The following is a 21,821-nucleotide window of genomic DNA, read 5'->3' as shown; positions in this document are numbered from 1 at the left end:
CCCGCGTCACAGTGGGGACGCGGCCGCGCGGGAGGCCGCCCGGGGACGGAGGGACGGATGGACAAGGGGATGAAGGTGCGGGCGGGCACGGCCGTGGCCGGTGCGGTGCTCGCGCTGGGGGCCCTGCAGGGGTCCAGCGCGGGGGCGCAGACCGTGGCGGACGTGTCGTCGCCGGTCACGGTGTGCAGGGGCACCCAGCCGGAGGGCGGTCTCGCGGGGCTCGGCAGCCCGGAGGACACACCGCTGCAGCGGACTCTGAACCATGTGGACAGGCTGGCGCAGGGCCGCTACTCCGACGTCTTCACCGGCCTGGAGGTCGATGAGGAGGGCTCGGCTGTGAGCGTCTACCGCATCCCCTCCGCGTCCTTCGACGCCGCCCTCTGCGCGACCGCCGAGAAGGGCGTGACCGTCCGGCTCCACGACACGGACGTCACCGAGGCGGAGATCAGCGCCCTGGCCGACCGGATCAGCGAGGACATGACCCGCTGGGACGGCACGTTCCAGCTCCGCGCGGTCGGCCAGGACGGCACGGGGCACGTCCTCGTCGGCGTCGACGACCCCGAGACGGCCGAACCGATCCTGCGGGCAGCGTTCGGCGAGCGGAACGCCAAGTACATCCGGGTGGAGCACATGCCCCCGCTGGAGCTGCAGTGAGCGCGGGTCGATCACCGGTTCGCGGCCCCCGCGAAGATCCGCTATGGTTGAGCACGAGCCGCTCACCGGAACACCGGGAAGCCCTCAATGCGTTGGTCGTCTAAGGAAAGACGCCCCACTTCCCGTGGGGAAATGCAGGTGCAAGGCCTGCCCGGCGCTCCACTGCGAACCCCGTCCCGCTTCCGCGGGGCGGGGTTCGTGTCATGGGTGGCCCGCTACTCCGTGGCCGTCCACTTCCGGGAAGCCCTCATCGCCTCCTCCACGTCCCCCAGGGGCCGCAGCCGGTACGTGTACGCGTAGTCCCGGTCGGCGAAGAGCTTGTACTCGTCGTGGGTGTGGGCGCCCCAGCTGTCGTCGCCGCCCACACCCATCTGGCGGTGGTTGACGCGGAGGACGACCGCGTCCCGGGGAGTGAGCTGGTAGTCGTGGCGGACGCCGCAGGACAGGTCCTCCGGGGTGAAGTGAGAGGCGTTGACCTCCAGGAGGCTGCCGGGCTCGGCCGACACCAGGAGCCCGCTGCCGGAGCGGTCGGTGAGCGCGGCCCACCGGACATCGGTCTTGTTGCCGTTCTCCTGGGGGCGGATGTACGGAGTCCACTGCCCGGCGACCGAACCGGAGTAGCGGCCCACGTCGGTGGCGTCATTGCGGTCCCAGTGGTTCTCCTCCGGGCCCCGGCCGTAGTAGTGCAGCCGGTCCAGACGGCGCGGGAGGAAGAGCACGGTGCCCACCTCCGGGAGGTACGGCAGGGACGACGCCCCCGGGTGCAGGGTGTTGTCGACCCTGATCTCGCCGTTGCCGAACACCGTGTACGTGGTCGTGTACGTCGACTCGGTGGCCGTCGGGAGGGTGCCGCTGACCTTCACCTGCACGGCCCGGTCCGTGCCCAGGGCCCGCACCGTCACATCCGTCACCCTGCGCCGGGCACCCGCGTCCCGCCAGGTCTGGTTGCGGGTGTGCTGGCCGTTGCCCCGGTCGTTGTCGGTGGGCGCCCGCCAGAAGTTCGGCACGGCACCGGAGTCGAGGAGCCGGGCGCCGCGCGCCTCGTACGAGGTGAGCAGGCCGTCGGCCTTGTCGACGGTGACGGAGAAGGTCCGGCCCCTGACGGTGACCTTCCCGGCGGTCTCCTCGTGGCGGAGGGCCGGCACGGACGCCAGCCGGGTGGGTTTCACGGCGGGGACCCTGGCCCTGACGGGCAGCTGTTGCTTGGCCACCTCGAAGCCCGCCTTCGCCCACGGGGCGGGCTCCCTGGTGGTGAAGGACAGCTGGAGGAAGTACTCCGTGCCGGGGGCCGGGGAGGACGGGAGACGGAAGGGGACGGTGATGTCCTTGGCGGAGAGCGGGGCGACGTTCAGCTGGGCCCGGGTCAGGCGGCCGCGCTGGATCACCTCACCGTCGGCCACCAGTGACCAGTGGCCGTCGTACGCGCGGAGATTGGTGAAGAGGTTCTCATTGGTGAGGGTGACCGCCTCCCCGGGAGTGAGGGAGGCGCCGGTCCTGGGCGCCGCGTTGACGGCCTGGTAGATCTGTTTGACCTCGGCGGACTTGCCGGTGAGGCGGCGGTCGGCGGTGAGGATGCCGTCCGCGACGAAGGCGCCGTCGTTGGGGTTGTCGCCCCAGTCACCGCCGTACGCGAGGAAAGAACGTTCCTTCGGCTTCTTCTCCGTCACCTTCACGGTGGCCGCGTCGAACCAGAAGCGCACCCCGTCGTCACCCGGGCCCCGCCCGTCGGAGGCCAGCTCCGCCGCGCTCAGCGCCCTGGCGTACACCCGCGCCCGCCGTATCGTGCCGTTGAACTCCCGCGTCGGGTTGTCGATATCGGTGGCGAGGGAGAGCGGCGCGGTGTTGCTGCTCGGTCGCCGTGAGGTGGTCCGGGTCGCCTTCACCTCGCCGTCGACGTACAGGGTGAGAGAACCGGCGTCGGCGTCGAAGACACCCGCGACATGGTGCTCGCGTCCGGTCCAGCCCTCGTCCGGCACGTTCCAGCCGGCGCTGACCCACTGCCCGCCGCCGTGGATGAAGAACTCGACACTCCGGTTGGTCTGCTTCAGCGCGTACTGCGTGTCGCCCTTGGCCAGGATCGGCTGGTGGCTGAACGGGACGTGCGGGGTGAACCACGCCTCCAGGGTCAGCGACCCCGTCAGGTCCACGGAATCGTCACGCTCGAAGGCGGTCGCGCCGAAGAGGCCCTTGCCGCGGTCGAAGCGCCCGGCGGCGGCGAGGAGTTCGCCCTTCAGGCCGTTCGGCCCGGAGTCCGTGAAGATCTTCCGCATCGGCACCGGCGTCGTCAGCGACTGGTCGACGAAGTCCCAGATCCAGCCGCCCTGGAGGACGTCGTAGCGGCGTACGAGGTCCCAGTACTTCTTGAAGTTGCCGGTCGAGTTCCCCATGGAGTGCGCGTACTCGATCATCACGTACGGGCGGGTGTCCGAGGTGTCCTTCGCGCGCTGCTCGACCCGCTGCGGGCTGTCGTACATCTCCGACCTGATCTGGCTGATCGTCGGCCGGTCGTCGCCCTCGTACTGGACGACGCGCGTCGGGTCGTACGAGCGGATCCAGTCGTGCATGGCGACGAACGTGCTGCCGCCGCCCGCCTCGTTGCCCAGGGACCAGACGACGACCGAGGCGTGGTTCTTGTCGCGGTGCACCATGGCCTGGGCGCGGGCCACGCACGCCTTCGTCCAGTCGGCGTGGTTGCCCGGGTACCGGTCGCGGATGCCGTGCGTCTCCAGGTTCGTCTCGTCGACGAGGTACATCCCGTACTCGTCGGCCAGCTCCAGCCACAGCGGGTTGTTGGGGTAGTGCGAGGTGCGGATCGTGTTGATGTTCAGCCGTTTGGCGAGCCGCATGTCCCGCACCATGTCGGCGCGGGTCAGCGCCATGCCCCGGTCCGGGTGCATCTCGTGCCGGTTGGTGCCCCGGAACGACACCGGCTGCCCGTTGATCCGCATCAGCCCGTCCTTCAGGGCGAACTCACGCAGACCGACGCGGTGCGACAGCGTCTCGACGACCTTGCCGCGCGCGTCCCGCAGCCGGAGCACCGCCGTGTAGAGGGTCGGGCGCTCGGCCGACCAGAGCGCCGGGCCCGGCACCGGCTTGCCTGCCCGCACGGTCACGTCCTCGCCGGCGGGGGACGCGGACAGGTCGACGGACTGGGTGAGGGGGCGCGACCAGACGGCGTGCCCGCGCTCGTCGTAGAGCTGCGTCTCCACGGAGTACGTGCCCCGGCCGGCCCCGGTGCCGGTTCCGTAGGCGCGGACGCTCGCCGTGACCGCCAGCTCGGCGGCCTTGTAGCCGTCGCTGAGCGGGGTGTCCAGCTTGAAGTCGCGCAGGTGTACGGACGGAGTGTTGAAGAGGTAGACCGAGCGGAAGATGCCGCTCAGCCGGATCATGTCCTGGTCCTCCAGCCAGTCGCCGTCCGAGTAGCGGTACACCTCGACGGCGATCTGGTTGGTGCCCGGCCTCAGATGCTCGGTGATGTCGTACTCGGCCGGGTCGAACGAGTCCTCGTGGTAGCCGACGAGCTCGCCGTTGATCCACACGTAGTGCGCGGACTTGACGCCCTCGAAGTGGAGGAAGGTCCGGCGGCCGTCCGCCCTCCAGTTCTTCGGGAGCGTGAAACGGCGCCGGTACTGCCCGATCGGGTTGTACCGGGTCGGCGCGGCAGGCGGCTGCGCCTCCTCGCCGCCGCCGTTGGGGCCCCACCACGGATAGGTGATGTTGACGTAGATCGGGAAGTCGTAGCCGTGGTTCTGCCAGCACGACGGCACCGGGATGGTGTCCCAGCCGCTGTCGTCGACGTCGGTGCGGTAGAAGTCCTCGTCGCGGTCGTCCGGCCGGTCCGCGTAGGCGAACTTCCACCGGCCGTCGAGGCTGAGGCGGTACGGGGAGTCGGTGCGGTCGGCCTTGAGCGCCTGTCTGACGTCCGCGTACGGCATGAGGGTCGTGTGGGGCGGTTCGGCGCCGACCTGGAAGAGGGCGATGTCGCCGTTCCACTCGGTGCCGTCGACCGTGACCGCGGCCGGGGCTCCGGCTGCCGCTGTCGTCGCGGTGCTGGCCGCGGCCCGCGCGACGCCGCCCGGCAGGGCGAGGGCGCCGAGGAGAGCGGCGCCCCCCTCCAGGAGACGGCGGCGGCTGACTACGGGGCGCGCGGGCGTGTCCGCGTGGGCGCCTGGGTGCGGGTGGTGCATGACCGGGGCCTTCCTCGTGACGACTTGGGGGAGTGCGCGTACTGAGGACCGTCGGATGCTGTCCGTTGTTGTTGAAAAACCGGGCTCACACTAGGACTTCGAACAGAAGTGGAGCAATGAGTCTGTCGGACTCTGTGTGATCCTGGGGGTGATCGGGGCGGGGGAGGGCAGGGTGAAGGGACGACACCCGTGCGGGTGCGTCCGGCTGGTGTCGCCCGGGACCGGGCCCGTCGCGCCGCTACGGTGCCCGGATGGTGGCAGGTCTGGCGTTGGCGCTGTGCGCTGCGCTGTGCATGGGTACGGCGACGGTGTTCCAGGCGCTGGGGTCGCGGCGGACGGCGAAGAACGGTGCCGGTGCCGATGCCGGTGCGGATGCCGTCGGTGCGCGCGGGAGATGGGGGACGGTCGTGGCGGTGCTGCGGGGATGGCCGTTCCTGCTCGGAGCCGGGCTGGACACGGCCGGGTTCGGGGCGCAGGTGGGGGCGTTGCTGCTGGTGCCGCTGTTCCTCGTAGAGGCAGCTGTCGCGGCGTCCTTGGCGATCACGGCGGTCGTCGGGACGTTCGTCCTGGGGCTGCGGCTCAGACGTGGTGAGTGGGCGGCCGTCGCCGTGGTGTGCCTGGGGCTCGCGACGCTGGCCGTATCCGCCGGGCGGGAGGGGGACGGCGACGGTGACGAGGCGCTGCGCGTGACGGCGCTGGCGGTGTCCCTGCTGGTGGTGGTGCTCGGCTGGGTCGTGGGCGGACGGCTGCGGCGCGGTCGGGCCGTCGTCCTGGGCGCCGCGGCGGGCATCAGCTTCGGTCTGACCGCGACCGCCGTCCGGCTGCTGCCCGAGATGTCCGTCCCCGCCCTGCTCGGCCAGCCTGCGGCGTACGCCGTGGTCGTCTCCGGTCTCGGCGGCTATCTCCTCCTCGTCCAGGCCCTCCAGTCCGGCTCCGTCACGGCGGCCACCGCGGCGATGGTGATCTGCGAGACCGTCTGGCCGGGCCTGTTCGGGGTGGTGTGGCTCGGCGACAGCACCCGGCACGGGTACACGGGGCTGGCCGCGGCCGGATTCGTGGCGTGCGTGGCGGGAGGGGTGGCCCTCGCCAGGTTCGGTGAGGCGGGGGACGGCGGCGGCGAGGGGAGCGGTGACGACGAGTCGGTGGCGGTACGCGAAGCCTGAGGGGCCCTTTCACCATGAGCGTCCGATCAGGTCGCGTGGTCAGGTGCGGCACCAGACCACGCGACCCGGACGGGCATAGTGAAAGGACCCCTGAGGCGGGGACGGCAACCTCCAGGTGGTCGGCGCCGACCACCGGTTGATGTGAAGGCACGTGAAATCCCGTCCCAACAGAGGGAGTTCACTCATGCACACCCGGAGCACAGGACTGTTCACCGTGCCGGCCGCCGTCGTGGCCATGGCCAGGAGAACATCCCCATCCAGTTGCACGAGGGCGGTCACACCTTCGGCCTCGACGACTTCCACGACTGGACGCCCACCGGCCAGTGCTGCTTCCTCATGAAGGGGGCAGTGCCGCCCAGATCACCGAGTCGACACGTGGATGCTCCGTGACTTCTGGCGCCACCTGAAGTCCCGGTACGGTCTCTGACCCCGGCGGTCGACTTCTTCTGCGGTGCCGTGGAAGCCGCCTGACGGTCCGCCATGACAGATGTCATGGCACCGCTGTGAAGGTGATCGTCCGGCGGAAGGATGTAACGCCCACCGGTCCCGGCGAGACTCAGGACATCGAGAGCCGGAACCGGGAGGAACAACCATGCGCCTCAAGCGCCTTGTGGGTACCGCCGTGGGCACCACCCTTCTGATGCTCACCGCCGTACCCACGGCGTCCGCCGCCGACACCGGGACCCCGACCCGGCCCGCCGCCCCCGGAGGCTTGGACCGCACCGCCCTGCGCGGCACGCTCGACGCCATCCACGAGGCGGGCATGTACGGCACGTACTCCGCCGTGCGCGAGGGCCGCGACCGCTGGAAGGGCGCCTCCGGCCTCGCCGACGTGGACACCGGCCGCAAGGTCACCCCGAACATGCGGCACCGCATCGGCAGCATCAGCAAGACGTTCACCGCGGTGGCGATCCTCCAGCAGGTGGAGAAGGGGCGGATCAGCCTCGACGCCCCGGTGACGCGGTACGTGCCGGACCTCTTCCCCGGGGCCGACCGGGAGCGCGGCGACGCCATCACCGTACGGATGCTGCTCAACCACACCAGCCACCTCGGCGACTACGTCCTCGGCGCCTTCCCCTCCCTCGCCCAGAACTCCACCGCCAGCCTCGACGAGCACCGCTTCCGCACGATCCGTCCCGAGGAGCTCGTACGCCTGGGCCTCGCCGCCCCCGCCACCGGCCGCCCCGGCGCGCAGCCCGGCTCGTACTCCAACACCAACTACGTCGTCGCCGGCCTCATCCTGGAGAAGGTCACCGGCCGGAAGGCGGCCACGTACCTCACCCGCCACGTCATCGACCGCGCCGGGCTGCGCCACACCGCGTTCCCGCGCACCCCGTACATCAAGGGCCCGCACGCGAAGATGTACGAGTCGTTCTACGGCCTGATCGACCCGCCGCGCGACTACAGCGTCTACGACATGTCGTGGGGTTACACCGCCGGCGCCCTCACCTCCACGATGGACGACCTCAACCGCTTCTACGCCAAGCTGCTCGCCGGGAAGCTGGTCGGCCGGGACTCCCTGGCCGAGATGCAGCGGACGGTCCCGGTGAACGTCGGTCCCGGCGCCGCCATCGACTACGGCCTCGGCATCTACACCCTGGAGATCCCCGGCTGCGGCCGTTTCTGGGGCCACGACGGCGGGGTCTTCGGCGCCGGCACCCTCAGCCTCACCAGCGCGGACGGTGACCGCCAGCTCAGCCTGGGCTTCAACCTGATGAAGTACCAGCGCCTGAACGCGGACGGCACGGCCCTGGAGCCGAGCCCGATCGACGAGGCGCTCAACGTCCATGTCGCGGCGGCGCTGTGCGATGCGCCGGAGACGGGCGCGGGCACGGGCGCGGGGACGGAGTCGAAGCCGTCGTCGAAGTCGTCGGAGTCGTCGGAGTCGTCGGGGTCGTGGGAGTCGTCGGAGTCACCGGGGGCCTCGGCCGGGGAGGCGGGCCGTGAGCGGGTGCTTCCCGAGGGCCTGGTGGGCGTGGACCTGTCCACCGGGAGCCGGGCGGTGGGCCCGGCCGTCCCGGTCCCGAACTGACACCTTCCGGGTGGGTAGGCTGATCCGCCCACACCACCGGGAGAGTGCCGCCTTGCGCAGCTTCGTCATCTTCGACCTGGAGTTCACGACCTGGCCGGGGGCTGCCGCGGAGGACTGGTCGGCGCCCGGCCAGCTCCGCGAGATCGTGCAGATCGGGGCGGTGCGGCTGGACGAGCGGTACGCGGTGGTGGAGGAGTACGAGACGCTGGTCCGCCCCGTGGCGAACCCTCGGCTGTCCTCGTTCTTCACCGAACTCACCGGCATCGGCCAGGAGTCCGTCGACCGGGACGGCCTGCCCCCCGCGGAGGCCCTCAGCGCCTTCCTGGCCTTCTGCCGGGGCCGGTCCGTCCTCTCGTACGGCAACGACATGCTGGTCCTGGGTGAGAACATCGGCTGGGCCCGCTCCCGCGGCGAGCACATCGAGCACACGCCCCTCACCCCCGGCTTCGTGAACATCCGCCCCTGGCTGAACAGCGTCGCCCCGGTGACAGCCGGCATCAACTCCGGTCGCCTGTGGGAGGCGTTGGGGCTGCCGCGCCCGGTCGCCGACGGCACGGAGCACTCGGCGCTCTTCGACTGCCACTCGATCGCGGCGGCGCTGCGACATCTGGCGGCTGCGGGGGCCGCCCTGCCGGCGGGGCTGCTGTAGCCGGGGCAATGACCCCTTGGGTAATCGACGCCCGCGAGCGCGGCTGCCAGGCTCGTCCGTGCGAGGGACCGCCGGAGTCAGGCACCCTCCACCGAGTCCGCATCGACCGGAAGGACCCGAGGACACCATGCCCGCCTATGTGATGGCCCACCTGCGCGACGCCGCCCCGCACCCGGACATCGCCGAGTACATCGAGCGCATCCCCGGCACCTTCGAGCCGTACGGCGGTCGCTTCCTCGTCCATGTCACGCCGCACGAGGTGAAGGAGGGCAGCTGGCCGGGCCATGTCGTGATGATCGGCTTCCCCGGGATCGCGCAGGCCCGTGCCTGGTGGGACTCACCGGCCTACCAGGAGATCGCCCCGCTGCGCTCCCGGCACATCGAGGGCGACATCATCATGGTCGAGGGGGTGCCCGCGGACTACGACCCGGCAGCCACGGCGAAGGCGATGCGGGAGGCCCTGTCCGCCGACTGACCCGTCGCTCGGCGAGACGACTGACCCGTCGCTCGGCGAGACGACGGAGACGGCCCCTCCGCGGGGCACCCGTTACTGGTCCCCGCCGCGGAAGCCGCCGCCCCACGCCGTACGGGACCGCCGACGTCAGGTCTCGGCCGCGAGGCGGTCCAACTCCTCCCCGATGCCCCTGCGCAAGGGCTCGTGGCGAGATCCGAGGGCGTGGCGCGGGTCGGCCCAGCACTCCCGCGGGTAGAGCCATACCGGCCGCCCCACCGACTCGGCCGGCTCCCAGGAGTACCGCGGCCACACATGCGCGTGCAGAAACGGGTCGGTGTTGCCGAGAATCTCCAGGTTCACCCGCCGGAACCCGGGGTCGAGCCGCCCGCAGACCCGCTCGACCGCCTCACCGAGCCGCTCCATGTCCGACAGGAACGCCAGCCGCCGCGCCCTCGGCAGCTCCGAGAGCCGCGTCACGGCGGGGTCGTCGGCGAGCAGTACGGCGTACCCCGGCAGGAACTGCACATCGCCGATCACCGCGAACCCGGCGTCCAGCCTCCGCAGCACGGTGGGGTTCTCGCCGCGAAGGGCGCTTTTGATCCGATCACTCCGCCAGCCGTCAGCCATGACCGGTGACCCTATCCGCGGGCGCGCCATGTGACCTGACCGGTACCGCTTCGATACGTCCCGTGGAACCGCCGCCCCACGCGTGCCCTCATAGACTCAGCGCCATGAAACGGGGAAGGGCCTTGAGTCTGGCGGCAGTTGTGGCTCTTGTGCCCCTGCTGACGGCCTGCGGCGCCGAGCACGACCCCCTCTTCGTCACGGGCAGCGCCGCGGTGCCCACGCTCGCCTGGCGTGACTGCCCGCGCTCGAAGGACGACGGGATCACCGAGGCCGCGCTCTACGAGTGGGACGACTCCAGCACCGCGGACGACCCCGGCCGGACGCTGTGGCACATCAGGGCGACGGACGGAAAGACCCTCTCGCAGCGGATACGCCTGGGCACCGCCCCGGACGGCTTCACGACCGAGCGGCCCCTCACCGCCACCCTGAACCCCGCCACGACCTACGCCCTGCGCACCAACATGACCTCGGACGACCAGGTCTCCGGTTTCCTCACCTTCCGCCCGGAGCAACTCACCGACGGCCGCGTCGTGTTCAGCGACTCTAAGTCCGAGTCGCGGGCGGACTACGACGACCGGGACGACGAGGAGTTCGGCTGCTTCACCGAGTGAGTGACGGAACGCCCGTGGCCGGACAGGGAAGTTGTACGCCCGGCCCGGCCCGGCCACGGTTCGGGCGGTCAGTCCGTGATGCGGGGGAGCAGGGAGATCATCTTGTTGCCGTTGCGGGCGATCAGTACGTCGTCGTACTGGAGGAGCTGGGGAGGCATGCCGTAGTTCCGTGCCGGGCCCTTCCCGAAGAAGTCGACGCGGTCGCGCCAGACCTGCTCACCCGTGCGCAGGTCGAGGCCGGACAGGTCGCCGGTGGGGCTGAGGAAGAACACGACTCCCCGCTTCTGAGACACCACGGGCGAGGCGATGCCCGTCATCGAGTCGTCGTCGGGCATGGGGACGCCCACCGGGCGGGTCCACAGGGTTCTGCCCGTCCGCAGCGAGTAGGCGCGGGCCTCGCCCTCCCAGTTCACGGAGATCACACGGTCACCGATGACGTCCAGGTCGGCCGGTGCCGCCCACAGGGGGAACCAGTGCGAGATCCGCTTGCCGGAGCCGTTGACGAGGGTCAGCCTCAGCTTCTTGCCGGCCGCGTCCTTCTCCCCGCCGAAGACCATCCGGTTCCCCGACATCCCCATGAGCTCCTGCCCGCCGGGGAGGGAGGTGACCTTCACGGCCTTTCCGGTGGCGGGGTCGAGCCGGAAGACGTCCGTGCTCCTCGGCCGCTTGATCTCCCGCCTGCAGGACAGGTACGGCACCCCGCTCAGCACCGCCCGATCACACCAGATGCCCTTGCCCGCGGTGTGGCGCCACTTCACCTTGCCGGTCCTCGGATCGAGGGCCGACGTGACGCGGTCGGTCGGGGTGTTCGCCAGCACCGCGCCGTCGATGAGCATGGCGGACTGCGGGTCCCGGTTGTCGCTCGCCATCTTCACCTTCCACAGCACCTTCCCGGTGCCGGCCTTCACCGCCATCAGGTCGGTGCCGCCCGCGTAGTCGCCGTTCGGCTGGTTCTTCGCGGTGTGGTTGCGGTACGCGTAGACCACGCCGTCGCGCACGGCGAACGGGTGGTCGTTGCCGTAGCCGCCCTCACGAACGATCTTGACGGTCCACTGCCGTTGGCCGGTGCCGGCGTCGAACTTCGCCGCGTCATAGGTGCTCCCGGCGCAGTACAGCGCGGCACCGTCCACCACGCAGCCCCGCTCGGCGGCGCCCTTGGCGCTGATGTTCCACGGCTGCCAGCCCTGCGGCGACGCCGCGGGCCGCGCGGGCCGGTCCTGGTCGGCCGCGCCGCCCCCGAAGCCCAGTACCGCCCCGGCGGTGATCGCGGCGACGGCCACCGTCGACCCCGCGGCCTGCGCGAAACGGCGTCGGCCGCGCCGCCGCACGACCTTGTCGACCAGGTCCCCGGGCGCCCGCACCCGGTCCAGGTCGACCGCGCGCAGCGTCTCCCGGACCCTCTCCTCGACCTGCTCCGTCGTCATCCCCCGACCCCCTTCGGCGTGGTGTAGCTGAGCGGCTTGACCTGTGCCACGGGTGCGGTGACGCCCTCGGGCCCCAACTCCGGTACGAGCGCGCGGAGCTTGGCGAGCGACCGGTGCGCGGTGCTGCGGACCGTGCCGATCGGGCAGCCCAGCAGTGCCGCGACCTCGCGCTCCGGCAGATCCTCGAAGTAGCGCAGCACGATCACGGTCCGCTGCCGCTTCGACAACCGGCCCAGCGCCGCCCACAGCGCGATCCGCAGCTCGGCCCCCGCCCCGGCGTCGCCCTCCGCGGCGGAGTCGGGCAGGACGGGCACCGTCGTCTCCGCGCGGTGCCGGCGCAGCCGCCAGCGGCTGACCTGCTGGCGGTAGATGATCTGCCGGACGTACGCCTCGGGCTGTTCGATGCTCCCCCAGCGCCAGTAGGCCTTCATCAACGCGATCTGCAGCAGGTCCTCGGCGGCATGCCGGTCCCCTCCCGTGAGCAGCACCGCGAGCCGCAGCAACGCGGTGGACCGCATCGCCACGAACTCCCGGAACTCGTCGTGCCCAGAGGCCTTCATCGACCCTCCCCTTCTCAACACCCACCACGACGAGCCGAGCCGTCCACGGCTATCCCTCCACGGACGAGATTCTTCGCTCAGTGCGTGCAGGCGCCGGCACGGGCCCTACGGCTCCGGGCGGGGCGGGCCTACGCGAGTTCAGGGTCGCGGGGGCCCGCCTGCGCTCGGCATGGCGCCGCTGGTGCTGGCCGGTATCGCCGTGGCCGCGCCGATTGCCGGTGCGACCGCTGCCGGCGCCGCGCCGCACGGGTGCCAGGTGGGCAAGCCCGACGAGAACACCGGGTTCGCGATCTGCCGGCGGGGCACCGGCCAGGTGTGCGTCAAGGTGCCGTGTGAGGACGGCGTCACGGGCAGGACCCACTTCGCGTACGGCCCCTGGGCCGGCATCAACAGGACGTCGAAGGTGGCGTGCGGCGCGGTCCAGCGGTACTTCGTGAACCTGGTCCACTGCCAGACCCGCTGAGCCCACGCTTCCTGCCGGGCTCGCCCGGTGTGAAACGGGCGGCCCGGGACTCGTTCCCGTGGCCGCCCGTTCGTCGTGCGGGGCCGTCCGGTCGCAGGCCGAACCCCCGTAGCGGTCAGTCCTCTTGGGAGCTGTTCTTCTCGGTGTCCATGGCCCGGGCGAGTTCGCCGGCGGCGAGGGTGACGGTGGCTACGGCGCGGACCGAGCGGAGGCCGCCTCGCGCGGCCCGGAAGACGCAGGCGCAGCCGCCGATGACGAGTGCGAGGGCGCCGGACAGCACGAGCACGGCCATGCTCGTTCCCCCTTCGCTTCTTCAGCGGTCGTGCGGGCATCCTCTCAGGCGGCCCCTGTCCACGGCGACGACAGCCGACGCGCGCTGACCAGCGCGGTCGCTGTCAGCGCCGCGCTGTACCTTCCGGCCATGGGCGTGTATCTCGTGAGCGTCGGCGCGGAGGAGTGGTTCGAGGGATGCGGGGACGAGGAGGAGGACGGGTGGGCGCATGTCGCCTCGGCACTGAACGAGGAACTGGGGCGGCGAGGGCTGCCCGCCTATGAATCGGTGCCGGAGGAGGCGGAGTTCGTCCGCGGGTCGGGGCAGAACTTCGAGGAGAAGCTGATCCCCTCCATGGACGGGTTCGTCGCGCTGTGCAAGGCGCATCTGTCGGCCGAGGAGGCGGACGTCTTCTGCGGCTGGTCGGTGCTGGTGCCGTTCCCGCTCGACGAGGCGATCTTGTTGCCCGTCGGGTCCGGCTACACGGACGAGACCCTCGTCGCCGGGGCACCCCAGATGCTGGCGCTCGCCGAGCGGCTGGCCGCGGCCGTCGACCTGCCGGCCGAGACCCCGGCCATGTGCGACAACCTCGACCTGACCATGTGGTTCATGGACGGACCGGCGAGAGAACTGGCCGCGTCCCGGCCGGGGCCGTGGGGCGAGGACCTCGACACGGCCTTCTACGTGGCGCTGTACCTGCGCGCCGCCCAGCACTCGCTCCGGCGTGGCTGCCCGATCGTCTACACCTGACGACGCCGGGCGGTCCCAGCCCGGCGCCCTGGAGGGCGGACGCCCGACCGCCGGTACCGAAGTCCTCGGGGGTGTGGCGTCAGCTGACGCAGACGATTCCGCCGAGCAGGCACAGGCCCGACGGGGAGGTCGCGTCCGAGTCCGAGGAGCCCGAGCCGTCGGAAGCCCCCGTGTCCGAGCCGGAGCCCGAACCCGACCCCGTACCGGAATCCGAGCCGCTCCCCGTCTCCGTACCGGAGTCGTTTCCCGACCCTGATCCGGAGCCCGTCCCCGTGTCCGAGCCGGCGCCGGAACCCGTGGAGTCGTCGGCGGCCGGGGGTGTGGTCGACCCGCCCGCCGGGGTGTCGGAGGAGGTGTCCGCGCCGGACCCGCCGTGCGACGAGGAGCCCGTCTGCGCCCGCTGATCCGACGGCGGCGTCGTGGCCGTACGCGGTGAGTTGCCCGTGTCGCTGCCGGTGTCCCGCGACTGTGCGCCGGACCGGTCGTACGAGGAGCCGCCCCCGGGCGTCCGGCCCGGGGAGCGCCGCGTCTCGTCGGGGCGCGTCTCCGGAGTACGGCCGCTCTGCGAGCCCTGCTCCTCGACACCGCCCAGGCCCTCGGCGTCCGGGGCGGTGGCCGCCTGCGTCCGGTCGGTGGACTGCCGGTCCATGCCCATCACGGTCAGGCCGCCGCCGACCAGCGCCACCGCGGTCGCGACCACGGCCCGGCGCTGGTTCTTCTTCCAGCGGGCCAGCTGCCGCCGTCGCGCCGCCCGCCCCTGTGGCGCGACCGGCACGCCCTGCACGTCCTCGATGTCCTCGGCACTCGCGGCACTCGCGGCACTCGCGGCACTCGCGGCACCCATGGCACTCGTGGCACTTGCGACGCTCTCGGCGCCGCCGAGGCCCTCGGCGTCACGGGAACCGGACGGGGACACACCGGTCGGCACCCTCTCCGTGGCCGGCCCGGACTCCGCCCGCCCGCCGTCGAGCCAGGTCTCCTCGGCGTCCGACGCCGCGTACCCCCAGGCCGCCGCCGGCACCGTCGGGGCGACGGCCGTGGAGGCCGTCGTGCCGGGCGCCGCCGGGGCTATGTCCGGTGCGTAGGCGCCGCAGCCGGGGCAGACGAGGGCGCCGTTGAGATGTCGGCGACATGAGGAGCAGTAGTCCATGGAGGTCTTCCTGTGTCGGCATGCCGTCGACCCGGCGGGCCGCGGCCCGGTCACGTCGTTCGCACGTGGGATCGAGCGGATCGAGCGGTCAGCAACGCTAACGATCCATTCTCAGAGCTCTGTGCACAGTGTGTGATGCTCCTGCGTGGGTTCTCCGGGGACTTGGCGCCGGTGCACGGAGCGGGGTTTGAGGGTGACCGTCCGCGCTTTTCGTTGAATTCCTCCTCAACAGGCAACCCCCACGCGGCTTTCACCTGTCTCACAGGGTGCTCACAGACCGGCGGCGCCGAAGGCGTTCGGGGGAAGCGCTCGCATCATCGGCGGCCGGTCGTCCGTGGGTTGTCCAGTCCGATGCCACTGACCATGGCACTCGCAGACGAGGAACCGATGACCAGTCAAGAACACCGCAGCCTCCTGAGGCGTCCCGGGCTCGCCGCCCTGGCGACGCTCGCCGTCGTCGCCACCGTGGCGGGGGCCGCCCCCGGCGCGGGCGCGGCTCCCGCGGCCAAGGCCGGAACGCCGCAGCTCAAGCTGATCGCCGCCTCGAAGTCGGTGACGACCTACCGCTACCCGGAGGGTGGCACCATCCTGGAGCTCGGGACGTACGTCACGGTCGACGGCGCCCCCCTGGAGTTCAAGGTGACGCGGAAGTCCTACAAGGACCCCATCGTCGCCCAGCAGATCCTCCGCGACGGCAAGAAGACGAAGACGAGGACGCTGCCCGCCGGGATGGTCACCGACCACTCCGGGCTGTCCGGCTTCCTGGAGATCTCGCTCAAGAACGCCGCCGGTGAGCAGGTGCTCAAGACCGCGAGCGACTTCTGCCCGAACAACGCCTCCGGCCGCCTCCGCCCGGACGCCCCGTCGACCTCGCACTACCCGCAGAGCTGCTCCCGGAACCCGTGGACGCTGGGCTCGGTGTGGGGTGTGGAGAAGGGCTGGGCGGTCAACACCACCCAGTACCGCTACGACGACACCGTGGACATCCCGGCGGGCGAGTACACCGCCCAGGTGGGCGTGGCGAAGAAGTACCGCGACCTCTTCGGCATCCCGAACGACCGCCCGACCATCAAGGTGACGGTGCGGCAGTACGACGAGGGCGGTGAAGGCGGTGAGGGCGGCGTCGGCGCGGGCGCCAAGTCCTCCGCCCACCACGCCGCCGGTCACGGCGGCGGTCATGGCGATCACGGTGCCGCCCCGGTCGACCCGTCCCAGCCGCCTCTGCACGGCTTCGGCCCGCGCGGCGAGGACGTCCCGATGCCGCCCGCCCTTCCCCACGTCCTGGAGGACCGGGGCCAGGCGAAGCACCTGGGCGACGGCCCCGGCCACACCGACGGCTCCCGCATCGCGCCCGCGCTGCAGCCGGCCGCCAAGCGGCCCACCGGCAAGGCCGGCGCCCCGGCCGACGTGCCCAAGCCCGACCTGCGTTCGCTGCCCGCCTGGGGCATCTCCATCACCGACGGTGAGGACGGCGACGTACCCGGCAAGGACTACCTCGCCTTCAGCGCCAACGTGTGGAACGCGGGCCCCGCGCCCCTCGTCGTGGACGGCTTCCGCAAGCCGGGCGCCGACCTGATGGACTCGTACCAGTACTTCTACGACGCCAAGGGCAAGCAGGTCGGCTACTCCCCCGCCGGCACCATGGAGTGGGACCCGCGCGAGGGCCACGAGCACTGGCACTTCACCGACTTCGCCAGCTACCGCCTGCTCAGCGCGGACCAGAAGAAGGAGGTGCGCTCCGGCAAGGAGGCGTTCTGCCTGGCCAACACCGACGCCATCGACTACACGGTGAAGGGCGCCAACTGGCACCCGGAGAACACCGACCTGGGCTCCGCGTGCGGTTCGCAGGAGGCCATCTCCGTCCGTGAGGTCCTCGACGTCGGCTCCGGTGACACCTACACCCAGGAGCGCCCCGGCCAGTCCTTCGACATCACCGACCTGCCGAACGGCACCTACTACATCAAGGTCATCGCCAACCCGGAGAACCGTCTCAAGGAGAGCAACACCAAGAACAACGTCGCCCTCCGCAAGGTGGTCCTCGGCGGCAAGCCCGGCGCCCGCACGGTGCAGGTGCCGCCGCACCACCTGGTCGACGCCCCGTAACCGACGGCCGCACGGTCATCACACAGAGACGAGCCCCCGGGTCCCGGCCCGGGGGTTCGTCGTACGGCCCGCCGTCGCCGTCCGTCACGGCGTGGGGATGCCCGCCGGGCGTGCCGGACGGCCGAAGCGGGCGGGGACACCGGGCGGGTAGAGGACGCTCACCGGCGGGCCGGCGGGCCGACGGGAGCGGGGAGCCCGGCCGAGGCCACGGGTCCTCCTCGCACTCGACCAGGTCGGCCCGGTGCAGCGGCCGGCGGGGGTGGGCGTCGGGCAGGAACACCGACCGCCCGAAGAAGGCGCCGGGCATCCCCCGGCGGGCGGTCGGGAAGTGCTCCGGCGCGGTGGGGCCGGGCGGGGCGGTGCGGCCGTCCCGACGGTGCCCGGCGGGCGGGTGGGACCTGCATCACCCGAAACGGGGCTTTGCATGATCATGCATAGTTGTGCATACTCTTCCTATGTCCAAGGTCCTCACCTCCCTTCCGGCCGGCGAGCGCGTCGGCATCGCCTTCTCGGGCGGGCTCGACACCTCGGTCGCGGTCGCGTGGATGCGCGACAAGGGCGCCGTCCCGTGCACCTACACCGCTGACATCGGCCAGTACGACGAGCCCGACATCGCCTCGGTGCCCGGCCGCGCGAAGACCTACGGTGCCGAGATCGCGCGCCTGGTCGACTGCCGGGCCGCGCTGGTCGAGGAGGGCCTGGCCGCGCTGACCTGCGGCGCGTTCCACATCCGCTCCGGCGGGCGGGCGTACTTCAACACCACGCCGCTGGGCCGTGCCGTCACCGGCACGCTGCTGGTGCGGGCGATGCTGGAGGACGACGTCCAGATCTGGGGCGACGGCTCGACCTTCAAGGGCAACGACATCGAGCGGTTCTACCGCTACGGTCTGCTCGCCAACCCGCACCTGCGCATCTACAAGCCCTGGCTGGACGCGGACTTCGTCACCGAGCTCGGCGGCCGCAAGGAGATGTCGGAGTGGCTGGTCGCGCACGGCCTGCCCTACCGGGACAGCGCCGAGAAGGCGTACTCCACCGACGCCAACATCTGGGGCGCCACCCACGAGGCGAAGACCCTGGAGCACCTGGACACCGGTATCGAGATCGTCGAGCCCATCATGGGCGTCCGGTTCTGGGACCCCGAGGTCGAGATCGCCACCGAGGACGTGACGATCGGCTTCGACCAGGGCCGCCCGGTCAGCATCAACGGCAAGGAGTTCGCCTCCGCCGTCGACCTGGTGATGGAGGCCAACGCCATCGGCGGCCGCCACGGACTCGGCATGTCCGACCAGATCGAGAACCGCATCATCGAGGCGAAGAGCCGCGGCATCTACGAGGCCCCCGGCATGGCCCTCCTGCACGCCGCGTACGAGCGCCTCGTCAATGCCATCCACAACGAGGACACCCTCGCCCAGTACCACAATGAGGGCCGTCGCCTGGGCCGGCTGATGTACGAGGGCCGCTGGCTGGACCCGCAGGCCCTGATGATCCGGGAGTCGCTCCAGCGCTGGGTCGGCGCCGCGGTCACCGGCGAGGTCACCCTGCGGCTGCGGCGCGGCGAGGACTACTCGATCCTCGACACCACCGGTCCGGCGTTCAGCTACCACCCGGACAAGCTCTCCATGGAGCGCACGGAGGACTCCGCGTTCGGCCCGGTCGACCGGATCGGCCAGCTCACCATGCGCAACCTCGACATCGCCGACTCGCGCGCCAAGCTGGAGCAGTACGCCGCGATGGGTCTGATCGGCACGGGCGGCCCCGCCGCGATCGGTGCCGCGCAGGCCGCCGCGACCGGGCTGATCGGCACCATGCCCGAGGGCGGCGCCGAGGCCATCGCCGCCCGCGGCGAGTTCACCGGCTCCGACGACGACGAGCTGCTGGACCGCGCCGCCATGGAGTTCGGCACGGACTGACCGTCTGCCGAAGAGGACCGGACCACGAGGGGCCGGGCCGACGCCCACGCGTCGGCCCGGCCCCTCGCGTCGTCAGCGGGTTCCGTCGTCAGGGGGTCCGGGCGCGGTGCGCGACGACGGCCGTACGGGCTTCACCACGGAGAAGAGAGAAACCCCAGCCGACGTGCGGCTGGGGTTCTCGGGGTGGGGGTATCGGTCAGGCGATCACCGTGGAGCGGGCGGGTCAGTGCCGCAGGGTGAGGACGCCCGGCCGGTACGGCAGCTTCGGGTAGTCGGTGCCGTCCGAGGCCGGGTTCCTGCCCTGGTAGAGGAACTGCAGGTTGCAGGGGTCGATGGTCATGGTCTGGTCGGGGTTGTCGCGGACCAGGTCACCGTGGCTGATGTCGTTGGTCCAGGTGGCGCCGCTGTTGGCCCTGCCCGCGAAGGGGGCGCTCTCGCTGTCGGCCTGCGGGGTCCACGTACCGCTCAGGCTGGAGGCGGTGAAGGAGCGGAAGTAGCGTCCGCCCGCACCCATGGCCTCGACGATCATCAGGTACTGGTTCCGGTCCTTGACCTTGTAGACCTCCGGCGCCTCGAACAGCCTCGCCTTCGTGTCACTCATGATCTTCGTGAAGGACGAGCCGAAGCTGCCGGGGAAGTTCCCGATCGGAATGATCGACCGGTAGATGCCGCCGTTGTCATCGGCGAAGAACAGGTACATGTTCTTGTCGTCGGCGATCACGGTCGGGTCGATCGGGCCGCCCTCGGAGCCGGCGGGAAGGCTGCCGGTGAACAGCGGCTGCGGCGCGGACCAGCCGTTGGGGTTGGCCGGGTCGCCGGACGTGCGGTAGGTGAAGGTCCAGGCGGTGCCCCACCCGTTGGAGACCAGCACCCAGGTCTTCTTGGGCGCGAAGTAGAACAGCTTGGGCGCCACCGCGCCCTGGCTCATGGCCTTCTGTCCGGCCGAGGCCATGTCCGACCAGTTCGTGAAGGGACTGAATGCCATGGAGCCCCACGACGATCCGTTGGAGGTGGTCCCGTAGACGAGGTGCTTGCCGTTGTACGTCACGGTGGTGAAGTCCTTCAGCGCGACCGAGCCGTTCGCCGGCTGCGCCAGCGGACCCGTCGAGGTCCACCGGTACGTCGACGGAAGCGCGCACGTGCCGCCCTTCGTCGAGGCGGGGCTGAACCTCCAGTGCTGGTTGGCGCCGCCGTTGGCGTCCCAGATCTGCACGGGAGTGCCGTTGGCGGTCCGGCCGCGGGGGGTTTCCAGCACGCGGCCGCTGGCGACGTTGGTCAGCGTGTAGGAGCCGTCGCTGTTGCGGTGGGCCCGCCAGCGCTGGTTGGCACCGCCGTTGGCGTCCCAGAGCTGTGTCCTCGTCCCGTTGCCGGTCTGGTTGCCCGGCTCGTCGAGGACCCGGCCGCTGGCGACGTTGGTCAGGGTGTACGAGCCGTCCGCGTTCCGGTCGGCTCGCCACTGCTGGTGGGAGGTGCCGCGGGCGTCCCATATCCGCAGCGGGGTCTGGTTGCCGTTCTTCTTCGCGGGCTTGTCGAGAACGCGTTTGGCGGCGACGTCGGAGAGCGTGTAGACGGCGCCGGAGGTGATGCCCCCGCTCGACGTGCTCTGGCCGCTGCCGCCGCCCAGGGCCTTGAGCACCGCGCTGTAGGCGGGCTTCTTGTTGCCGCTGTTGTCGAACAGCAGCGCGTTCTCACCGGTGCGCCAGGAGTCGCTGTCGCGGATGCCCCACACGGTGATGCCCTTGCAGCGGCCGACGCTCAGGCATGCCTTGACGGCGTCGGAGTACGCGGTGGCGGGCGCCTGGGCGATGTCCAGTTCGGTGATCTGGACGTCCACGCCGAGCGCGGCGAACTCGGACAGGGTGGTCCGGAAGTTCGCCGGCGGGCCACCGGTGCCGAAGTGGCTCTGGAAGCCGACGCAGTCGATGGGCACGCCGCGGGACCTGAAGTCCTTGACCATGCGGTAGACGCCCTGGGTCTTGGCGTCCGACCAGTTCTCGATGTTGTAGTCGTTGTAGCAGAGCTTGGCCGCGGGATCGGCTTTCCGGGCGGTGCGGAACGCCTCCTCGATGAACCCGTCGCCCAGCACGTCCTGGAACACCGAGCTGCGGTGCCGGCCGCTGCCGCCGTCGGCGAACGCCTCGTTGACGACGTCCCAGGCGTAGATCTTGCCCTTGTAGTGGCTCATCGTGGTGGTGATGTGCTTGTTCATCACCTCGCGCAGGGTGGCGGCATCGCGGATGGCGCCGACCCAGCCGGGCAGTTGGGAGTGCCAGACGAGGGTGTGGCCGCGCAGGCGCTGGCCGTGCGCGGTGGCCTGGCTGACGATCCGGTCGGCGGGGGCGAAGTTGAACGAGCCGCGGGAGGGCTCGACGGCGTCCCACTTCATCTCGTTCTCCGGGGTGATCATGTCGAATTCCCGGTCGAGGATCTTGGAGTACGTCGCGTCGCCGAGCCTGCCCGCGGCCACCGCCGTACCGAAGTAGCGGCCGTTGGCGGCCGCCCCGTCGGCGAGCTCGGTCGGCTCGGGGCGCTCCGGCGTGCGGGCGGCCTGGGCGACCAGCGGGATGGCGGCACCCACGGTGGCGAGCACCAGGGCGGCGGCGAGCACGTGACGGGTCGCCGGGCGTCGGCGATGTGAACGGTGCTGATCTGGCAACGGATTGTCTTTCTGGCGCGGTGGGGGCCTCGGCCCCTGACACCCCGCCAGTCGACGCCGCACACACAAAGGTTGCCGGAAAGGGCGGAGTTTTTCGACGCCACGACCATCACCGGCGCCACCGGCAAGTCCCGCACCCTGACCTCCGCCGACTACA

At 71.2% G+C, this 21,821-nt stretch carries 17 protein-coding genes and 1 pseudogene; 11 read left to right on the top strand and 7 right to left on the bottom strand.

Annotated elements, in window-relative coordinates:
* Nucleotides 1-57 precede the first annotated feature (57 nt).
* On the top strand, nucleotides 58-654 hold the full coding sequence (locus tag ACZ43N_RS11015; protein ID WP_468096690.1) for a hypothetical protein: 597 nt from the start codon (nucleotides 58-60) through the stop codon (nucleotides 652-654).
* A 215-nt stretch (nucleotides 655-869) separates the two neighbouring features.
* On the opposite strand, the gene ACZ43N_RS11010 is transcribed toward ACZ43N_RS11015, so the two are convergent.
* Nucleotides 870-4,841 (bottom strand): glycoside hydrolase family 2 TIM barrel-domain containing protein, encoded by a 3,972-nt coding sequence (locus tag ACZ43N_RS11010; RefSeq protein ID WP_468096688.1) that lies wholly within the window; start codon nucleotides 4,839-4,841, stop codon nucleotides 870-872.
* A 251-nt stretch (nucleotides 4,842-5,092) separates the two neighbouring features.
* Here ACZ43N_RS11010 and ACZ43N_RS11005 point away from each other — a divergent pair, with 251 nt between their 5' ends.
* The 5 genes and pseudogenes from ACZ43N_RS11005 (at nucleotide 5,093) to ACZ43N_RS10985 (ending at nucleotide 9,160) form a co-directional block, all read left to right on the top strand.
* Nucleotides 5,093-6,004, top strand: a complete 912-nt coding sequence (locus ACZ43N_RS11005) for a hypothetical protein (RefSeq protein ID WP_468096686.1) — start codon at nucleotides 5,093-5,095, stop codon at nucleotides 6,002-6,004.
* Nucleotides 6,005-6,241: 237 nt separating this feature from the next.
* Nucleotides 6,242-6,431, top strand: a pseudogene (locus ACZ43N_RS11000) (hypothetical protein); the annotation flags it as partial.
* 165 nt (nucleotides 6,432-6,596) lie between these two features.
* Nucleotides 6,597-8,036, top strand: a complete 1,440-nt coding sequence (locus tag ACZ43N_RS10995) for a serine hydrolase domain-containing protein (RefSeq protein ID WP_468096684.1) — start codon at nucleotides 6,597-6,599, stop codon at nucleotides 8,034-8,036.
* A 52-nt stretch (nucleotides 8,037-8,088) separates the two neighbouring features.
* On the top strand, nucleotides 8,089-8,685 hold the full coding sequence (locus ACZ43N_RS10990) for an exonuclease domain-containing protein (protein WP_468096682.1): 597 nt from the start codon (nucleotides 8,089-8,091) through the stop codon (nucleotides 8,683-8,685).
* A 127-nt stretch (nucleotides 8,686-8,812) separates the two neighbouring features.
* Nucleotides 8,813-9,160, top strand: a complete 348-nt coding sequence (locus tag ACZ43N_RS10985) for a DUF1330 domain-containing protein (RefSeq protein WP_468096680.1) — start codon at nucleotides 8,813-8,815, stop codon at nucleotides 9,158-9,160.
* A 126-nt stretch (nucleotides 9,161-9,286) separates the two neighbouring features.
* Here the strand turns inward: ACZ43N_RS10985 and ACZ43N_RS10980 are convergent, their stop codons facing one another.
* Nucleotides 9,287-9,766 (bottom strand): HIT family protein, encoded by a 480-nt coding sequence (locus tag ACZ43N_RS10980; protein ID WP_468096678.1) that lies wholly within the window; start codon nucleotides 9,764-9,766, stop codon nucleotides 9,287-9,289.
* A 104-nt stretch (nucleotides 9,767-9,870) separates the two neighbouring features.
* Here ACZ43N_RS10980 and ACZ43N_RS10975 point away from each other — a divergent pair, with 104 nt between their 5' ends.
* The gene (locus tag ACZ43N_RS10975; protein WP_468096677.1) at nucleotides 9,871-10,377 is read left to right on the top strand and encodes a hypothetical protein; all 507 of its coding nucleotides are present in this window, start codon (nucleotides 9,871-9,873) and stop codon (nucleotides 10,375-10,377) included.
* A 68-nt stretch (nucleotides 10,378-10,445) separates the two neighbouring features.
* Here ACZ43N_RS10975 and ACZ43N_RS10970 read toward each other — a convergent pair whose 3' ends face one another.
* Together ACZ43N_RS10970 and ACZ43N_RS10965 are read right to left on the bottom strand one after the other, a co-directional pair.
* Nucleotides 10,446-11,801, bottom strand: coding sequence for an outer membrane protein assembly factor BamB family protein (locus ACZ43N_RS10970; protein WP_468096676.1), 1,356 nt, complete (start codon nucleotides 11,799-11,801; stop codon nucleotides 10,446-10,448).
* Nucleotides 11,798-12,361, bottom strand: a complete 564-nt coding sequence (locus ACZ43N_RS10965) for a SigE family RNA polymerase sigma factor (RefSeq protein ID WP_468096675.1) — start codon at nucleotides 12,359-12,361, stop codon at nucleotides 11,798-11,800. Before ACZ43N_RS10965 ends, ACZ43N_RS10970 begins: the two co-directional genes overlap by 4 nt.
* 169 nt (nucleotides 12,362-12,530) lie before the next feature.
* On the opposite strand from ACZ43N_RS10965, the gene ACZ43N_RS10960 reads away from it, so the two are divergent.
* A complete protein-coding gene (locus ACZ43N_RS10960) occupies nucleotides 12,531-12,824 on the top strand; it encodes a hypothetical protein (RefSeq protein WP_468096673.1) in 294 nt (97 codons plus the stop codon).
* Between the two features lie 115 nt (nucleotides 12,825-12,939).
* Here the strand turns inward: ACZ43N_RS10960 and ACZ43N_RS10955 are convergent, their stop codons facing one another.
* The gene (locus ACZ43N_RS10955; RefSeq protein ID WP_468096671.1) at nucleotides 12,940-13,116 is read right to left on the bottom strand and encodes a hypothetical protein; all 177 of its coding nucleotides are present in this window, start codon (nucleotides 13,114-13,116) and stop codon (nucleotides 12,940-12,942) included.
* Between the two features lie 129 nt (nucleotides 13,117-13,245).
* On the opposite strand from ACZ43N_RS10955, the gene ACZ43N_RS10950 reads away from it, so the two are divergent.
* Nucleotides 13,246-13,845 (top strand): hypothetical protein, encoded by a 600-nt coding sequence (locus ACZ43N_RS10950; protein ID WP_468096670.1) that lies wholly within the window; start codon nucleotides 13,246-13,248, stop codon nucleotides 13,843-13,845.
* 79 nt (nucleotides 13,846-13,924) lie between these two features.
* On the opposite strand, the gene ACZ43N_RS10945 is transcribed toward ACZ43N_RS10950, so the two are convergent.
* The gene (locus ACZ43N_RS10945) at nucleotides 13,925-14,995 is read right to left on the bottom strand and encodes an SCO2400 family protein (protein WP_468096669.1); all 1,071 of its coding nucleotides are present in this window, start codon (nucleotides 14,993-14,995) and stop codon (nucleotides 13,925-13,927) included.
* Between the two features lie 387 nt (nucleotides 14,996-15,382).
* Between ACZ43N_RS10945 and ACZ43N_RS10940 the strand changes: the two genes are divergently transcribed.
* Together ACZ43N_RS10940 and argG are read left to right on the top strand one after the other, a co-directional pair.
* Complete coding sequence (locus tag ACZ43N_RS10940; RefSeq protein ID WP_468096667.1) at nucleotides 15,383-17,098, top strand: lysyl oxidase family protein; 1,716 nt, start codon at nucleotides 15,383-15,385, stop codon at nucleotides 17,096-17,098.
* A gap of 455 nt (nucleotides 17,099-17,553) precedes the next feature.
* The gene (gene argG, locus ACZ43N_RS10935; RefSeq protein ID WP_468096666.1) at nucleotides 17,554-19,008 is read left to right on the top strand and encodes an argininosuccinate synthase; all 1,455 of its coding nucleotides are present in this window, start codon (nucleotides 17,554-17,556) and stop codon (nucleotides 19,006-19,008) included.
* Nucleotides 19,009-19,231: 223 nt separating this feature from the next.
* On the opposite strand, the gene ACZ43N_RS10930 is transcribed toward argG, so the two are convergent.
* Complete coding sequence (locus tag ACZ43N_RS10930; protein ID WP_468096665.1) at nucleotides 19,232-21,664, bottom strand: non-reducing end alpha-L-arabinofuranosidase family hydrolase; 2,433 nt, start codon at nucleotides 21,662-21,664, stop codon at nucleotides 19,232-19,234.
* Between the last annotated feature and the right edge of the window lie 157 nt (nucleotides 21,665-21,821).

It is taken from the genome of Streptomyces sp. NPDC030814, from assembly GCF_055572155.1.
This window is presented reverse-complemented; position numbering and strand designations above follow the sequence as displayed.

What these genes read in the sequence shown, in the direction of transcription:
- ACZ43N_RS11015 (WP_468096690.1), top strand. Translation starts at nt 58, where the DNA reads ATGGACAAGGGGATGAAGGTGCGGGCGGGCACGGCCGTGGCCGGTGCG.
- ACZ43N_RS11010 (WP_468096688.1), bottom strand. Translation starts at nt 4,841, where the DNA reads ATGCACCACCCGCACCCAGGCGCCCACGCGGACACGCCCGCGCGCCCC.
- ACZ43N_RS11005 (WP_468096686.1), top strand. Translation starts at nt 5,093, where the DNA reads ATGGTGGCAGGTCTGGCGTTGGCGCTGTGCGCTGCGCTGTGCATGGGT.
- ACZ43N_RS10995 (WP_468096684.1), top strand. Translation starts at nt 6,597, where the DNA reads ATGCGCCTCAAGCGCCTTGTGGGTACCGCCGTGGGCACCACCCTTCTG.
- ACZ43N_RS10985 (WP_468096680.1), top strand. Translation starts at nt 8,813, where the DNA reads ATGCCCGCCTATGTGATGGCCCACCTGCGCGACGCCGCCCCGCACCCG.
- ACZ43N_RS10980 (WP_468096678.1), bottom strand. Translation starts at nt 9,766, where the DNA reads ATGGCTGACGGCTGGCGGAGTGATCGGATCAAAAGCGCCCTTCGCGGC.
- ACZ43N_RS10975 (WP_468096677.1), top strand. Translation starts at nt 9,871, where the DNA reads ATGAAACGGGGAAGGGCCTTGAGTCTGGCGGCAGTTGTGGCTCTTGTG.
- ACZ43N_RS10970 (WP_468096676.1), bottom strand. Translation starts at nt 11,801, where the DNA reads ATGACGACGGAGCAGGTCGAGGAGAGGGTCCGGGAGACGCTGCGCGCG.
- ACZ43N_RS10965 (WP_468096675.1), bottom strand. Translation starts at nt 12,361, where the DNA reads ATGAAGGCCTCTGGGCACGACGAGTTCCGGGAGTTCGTGGCGATGCGG.
- ACZ43N_RS10960 (WP_468096673.1), top strand. Translation starts at nt 12,531, where the DNA reads ATGGCGCCGCTGGTGCTGGCCGGTATCGCCGTGGCCGCGCCGATTGCC.
- ACZ43N_RS10955 (WP_468096671.1), bottom strand. Translation starts at nt 13,116, where the DNA reads ATGGCCGTGCTCGTGCTGTCCGGCGCCCTCGCACTCGTCATCGGCGGC.
- ACZ43N_RS10950 (WP_468096670.1), top strand. Translation starts at nt 13,246, where the DNA reads ATGGGCGTGTATCTCGTGAGCGTCGGCGCGGAGGAGTGGTTCGAGGGA.
- ACZ43N_RS10945 (WP_468096669.1), bottom strand. Translation starts at nt 14,995, where the DNA reads ATGGACTACTGCTCCTCATGTCGCCGACATCTCAACGGCGCCCTCGTC.
- ACZ43N_RS10940 (WP_468096667.1), top strand. Translation starts at nt 15,383, where the DNA reads ATGACCAGTCAAGAACACCGCAGCCTCCTGAGGCGTCCCGGGCTCGCC.
- argG (WP_468096666.1), top strand. Translation starts at nt 17,554, where the DNA reads ATGTCCAAGGTCCTCACCTCCCTTCCGGCCGGCGAGCGCGTCGGCATC.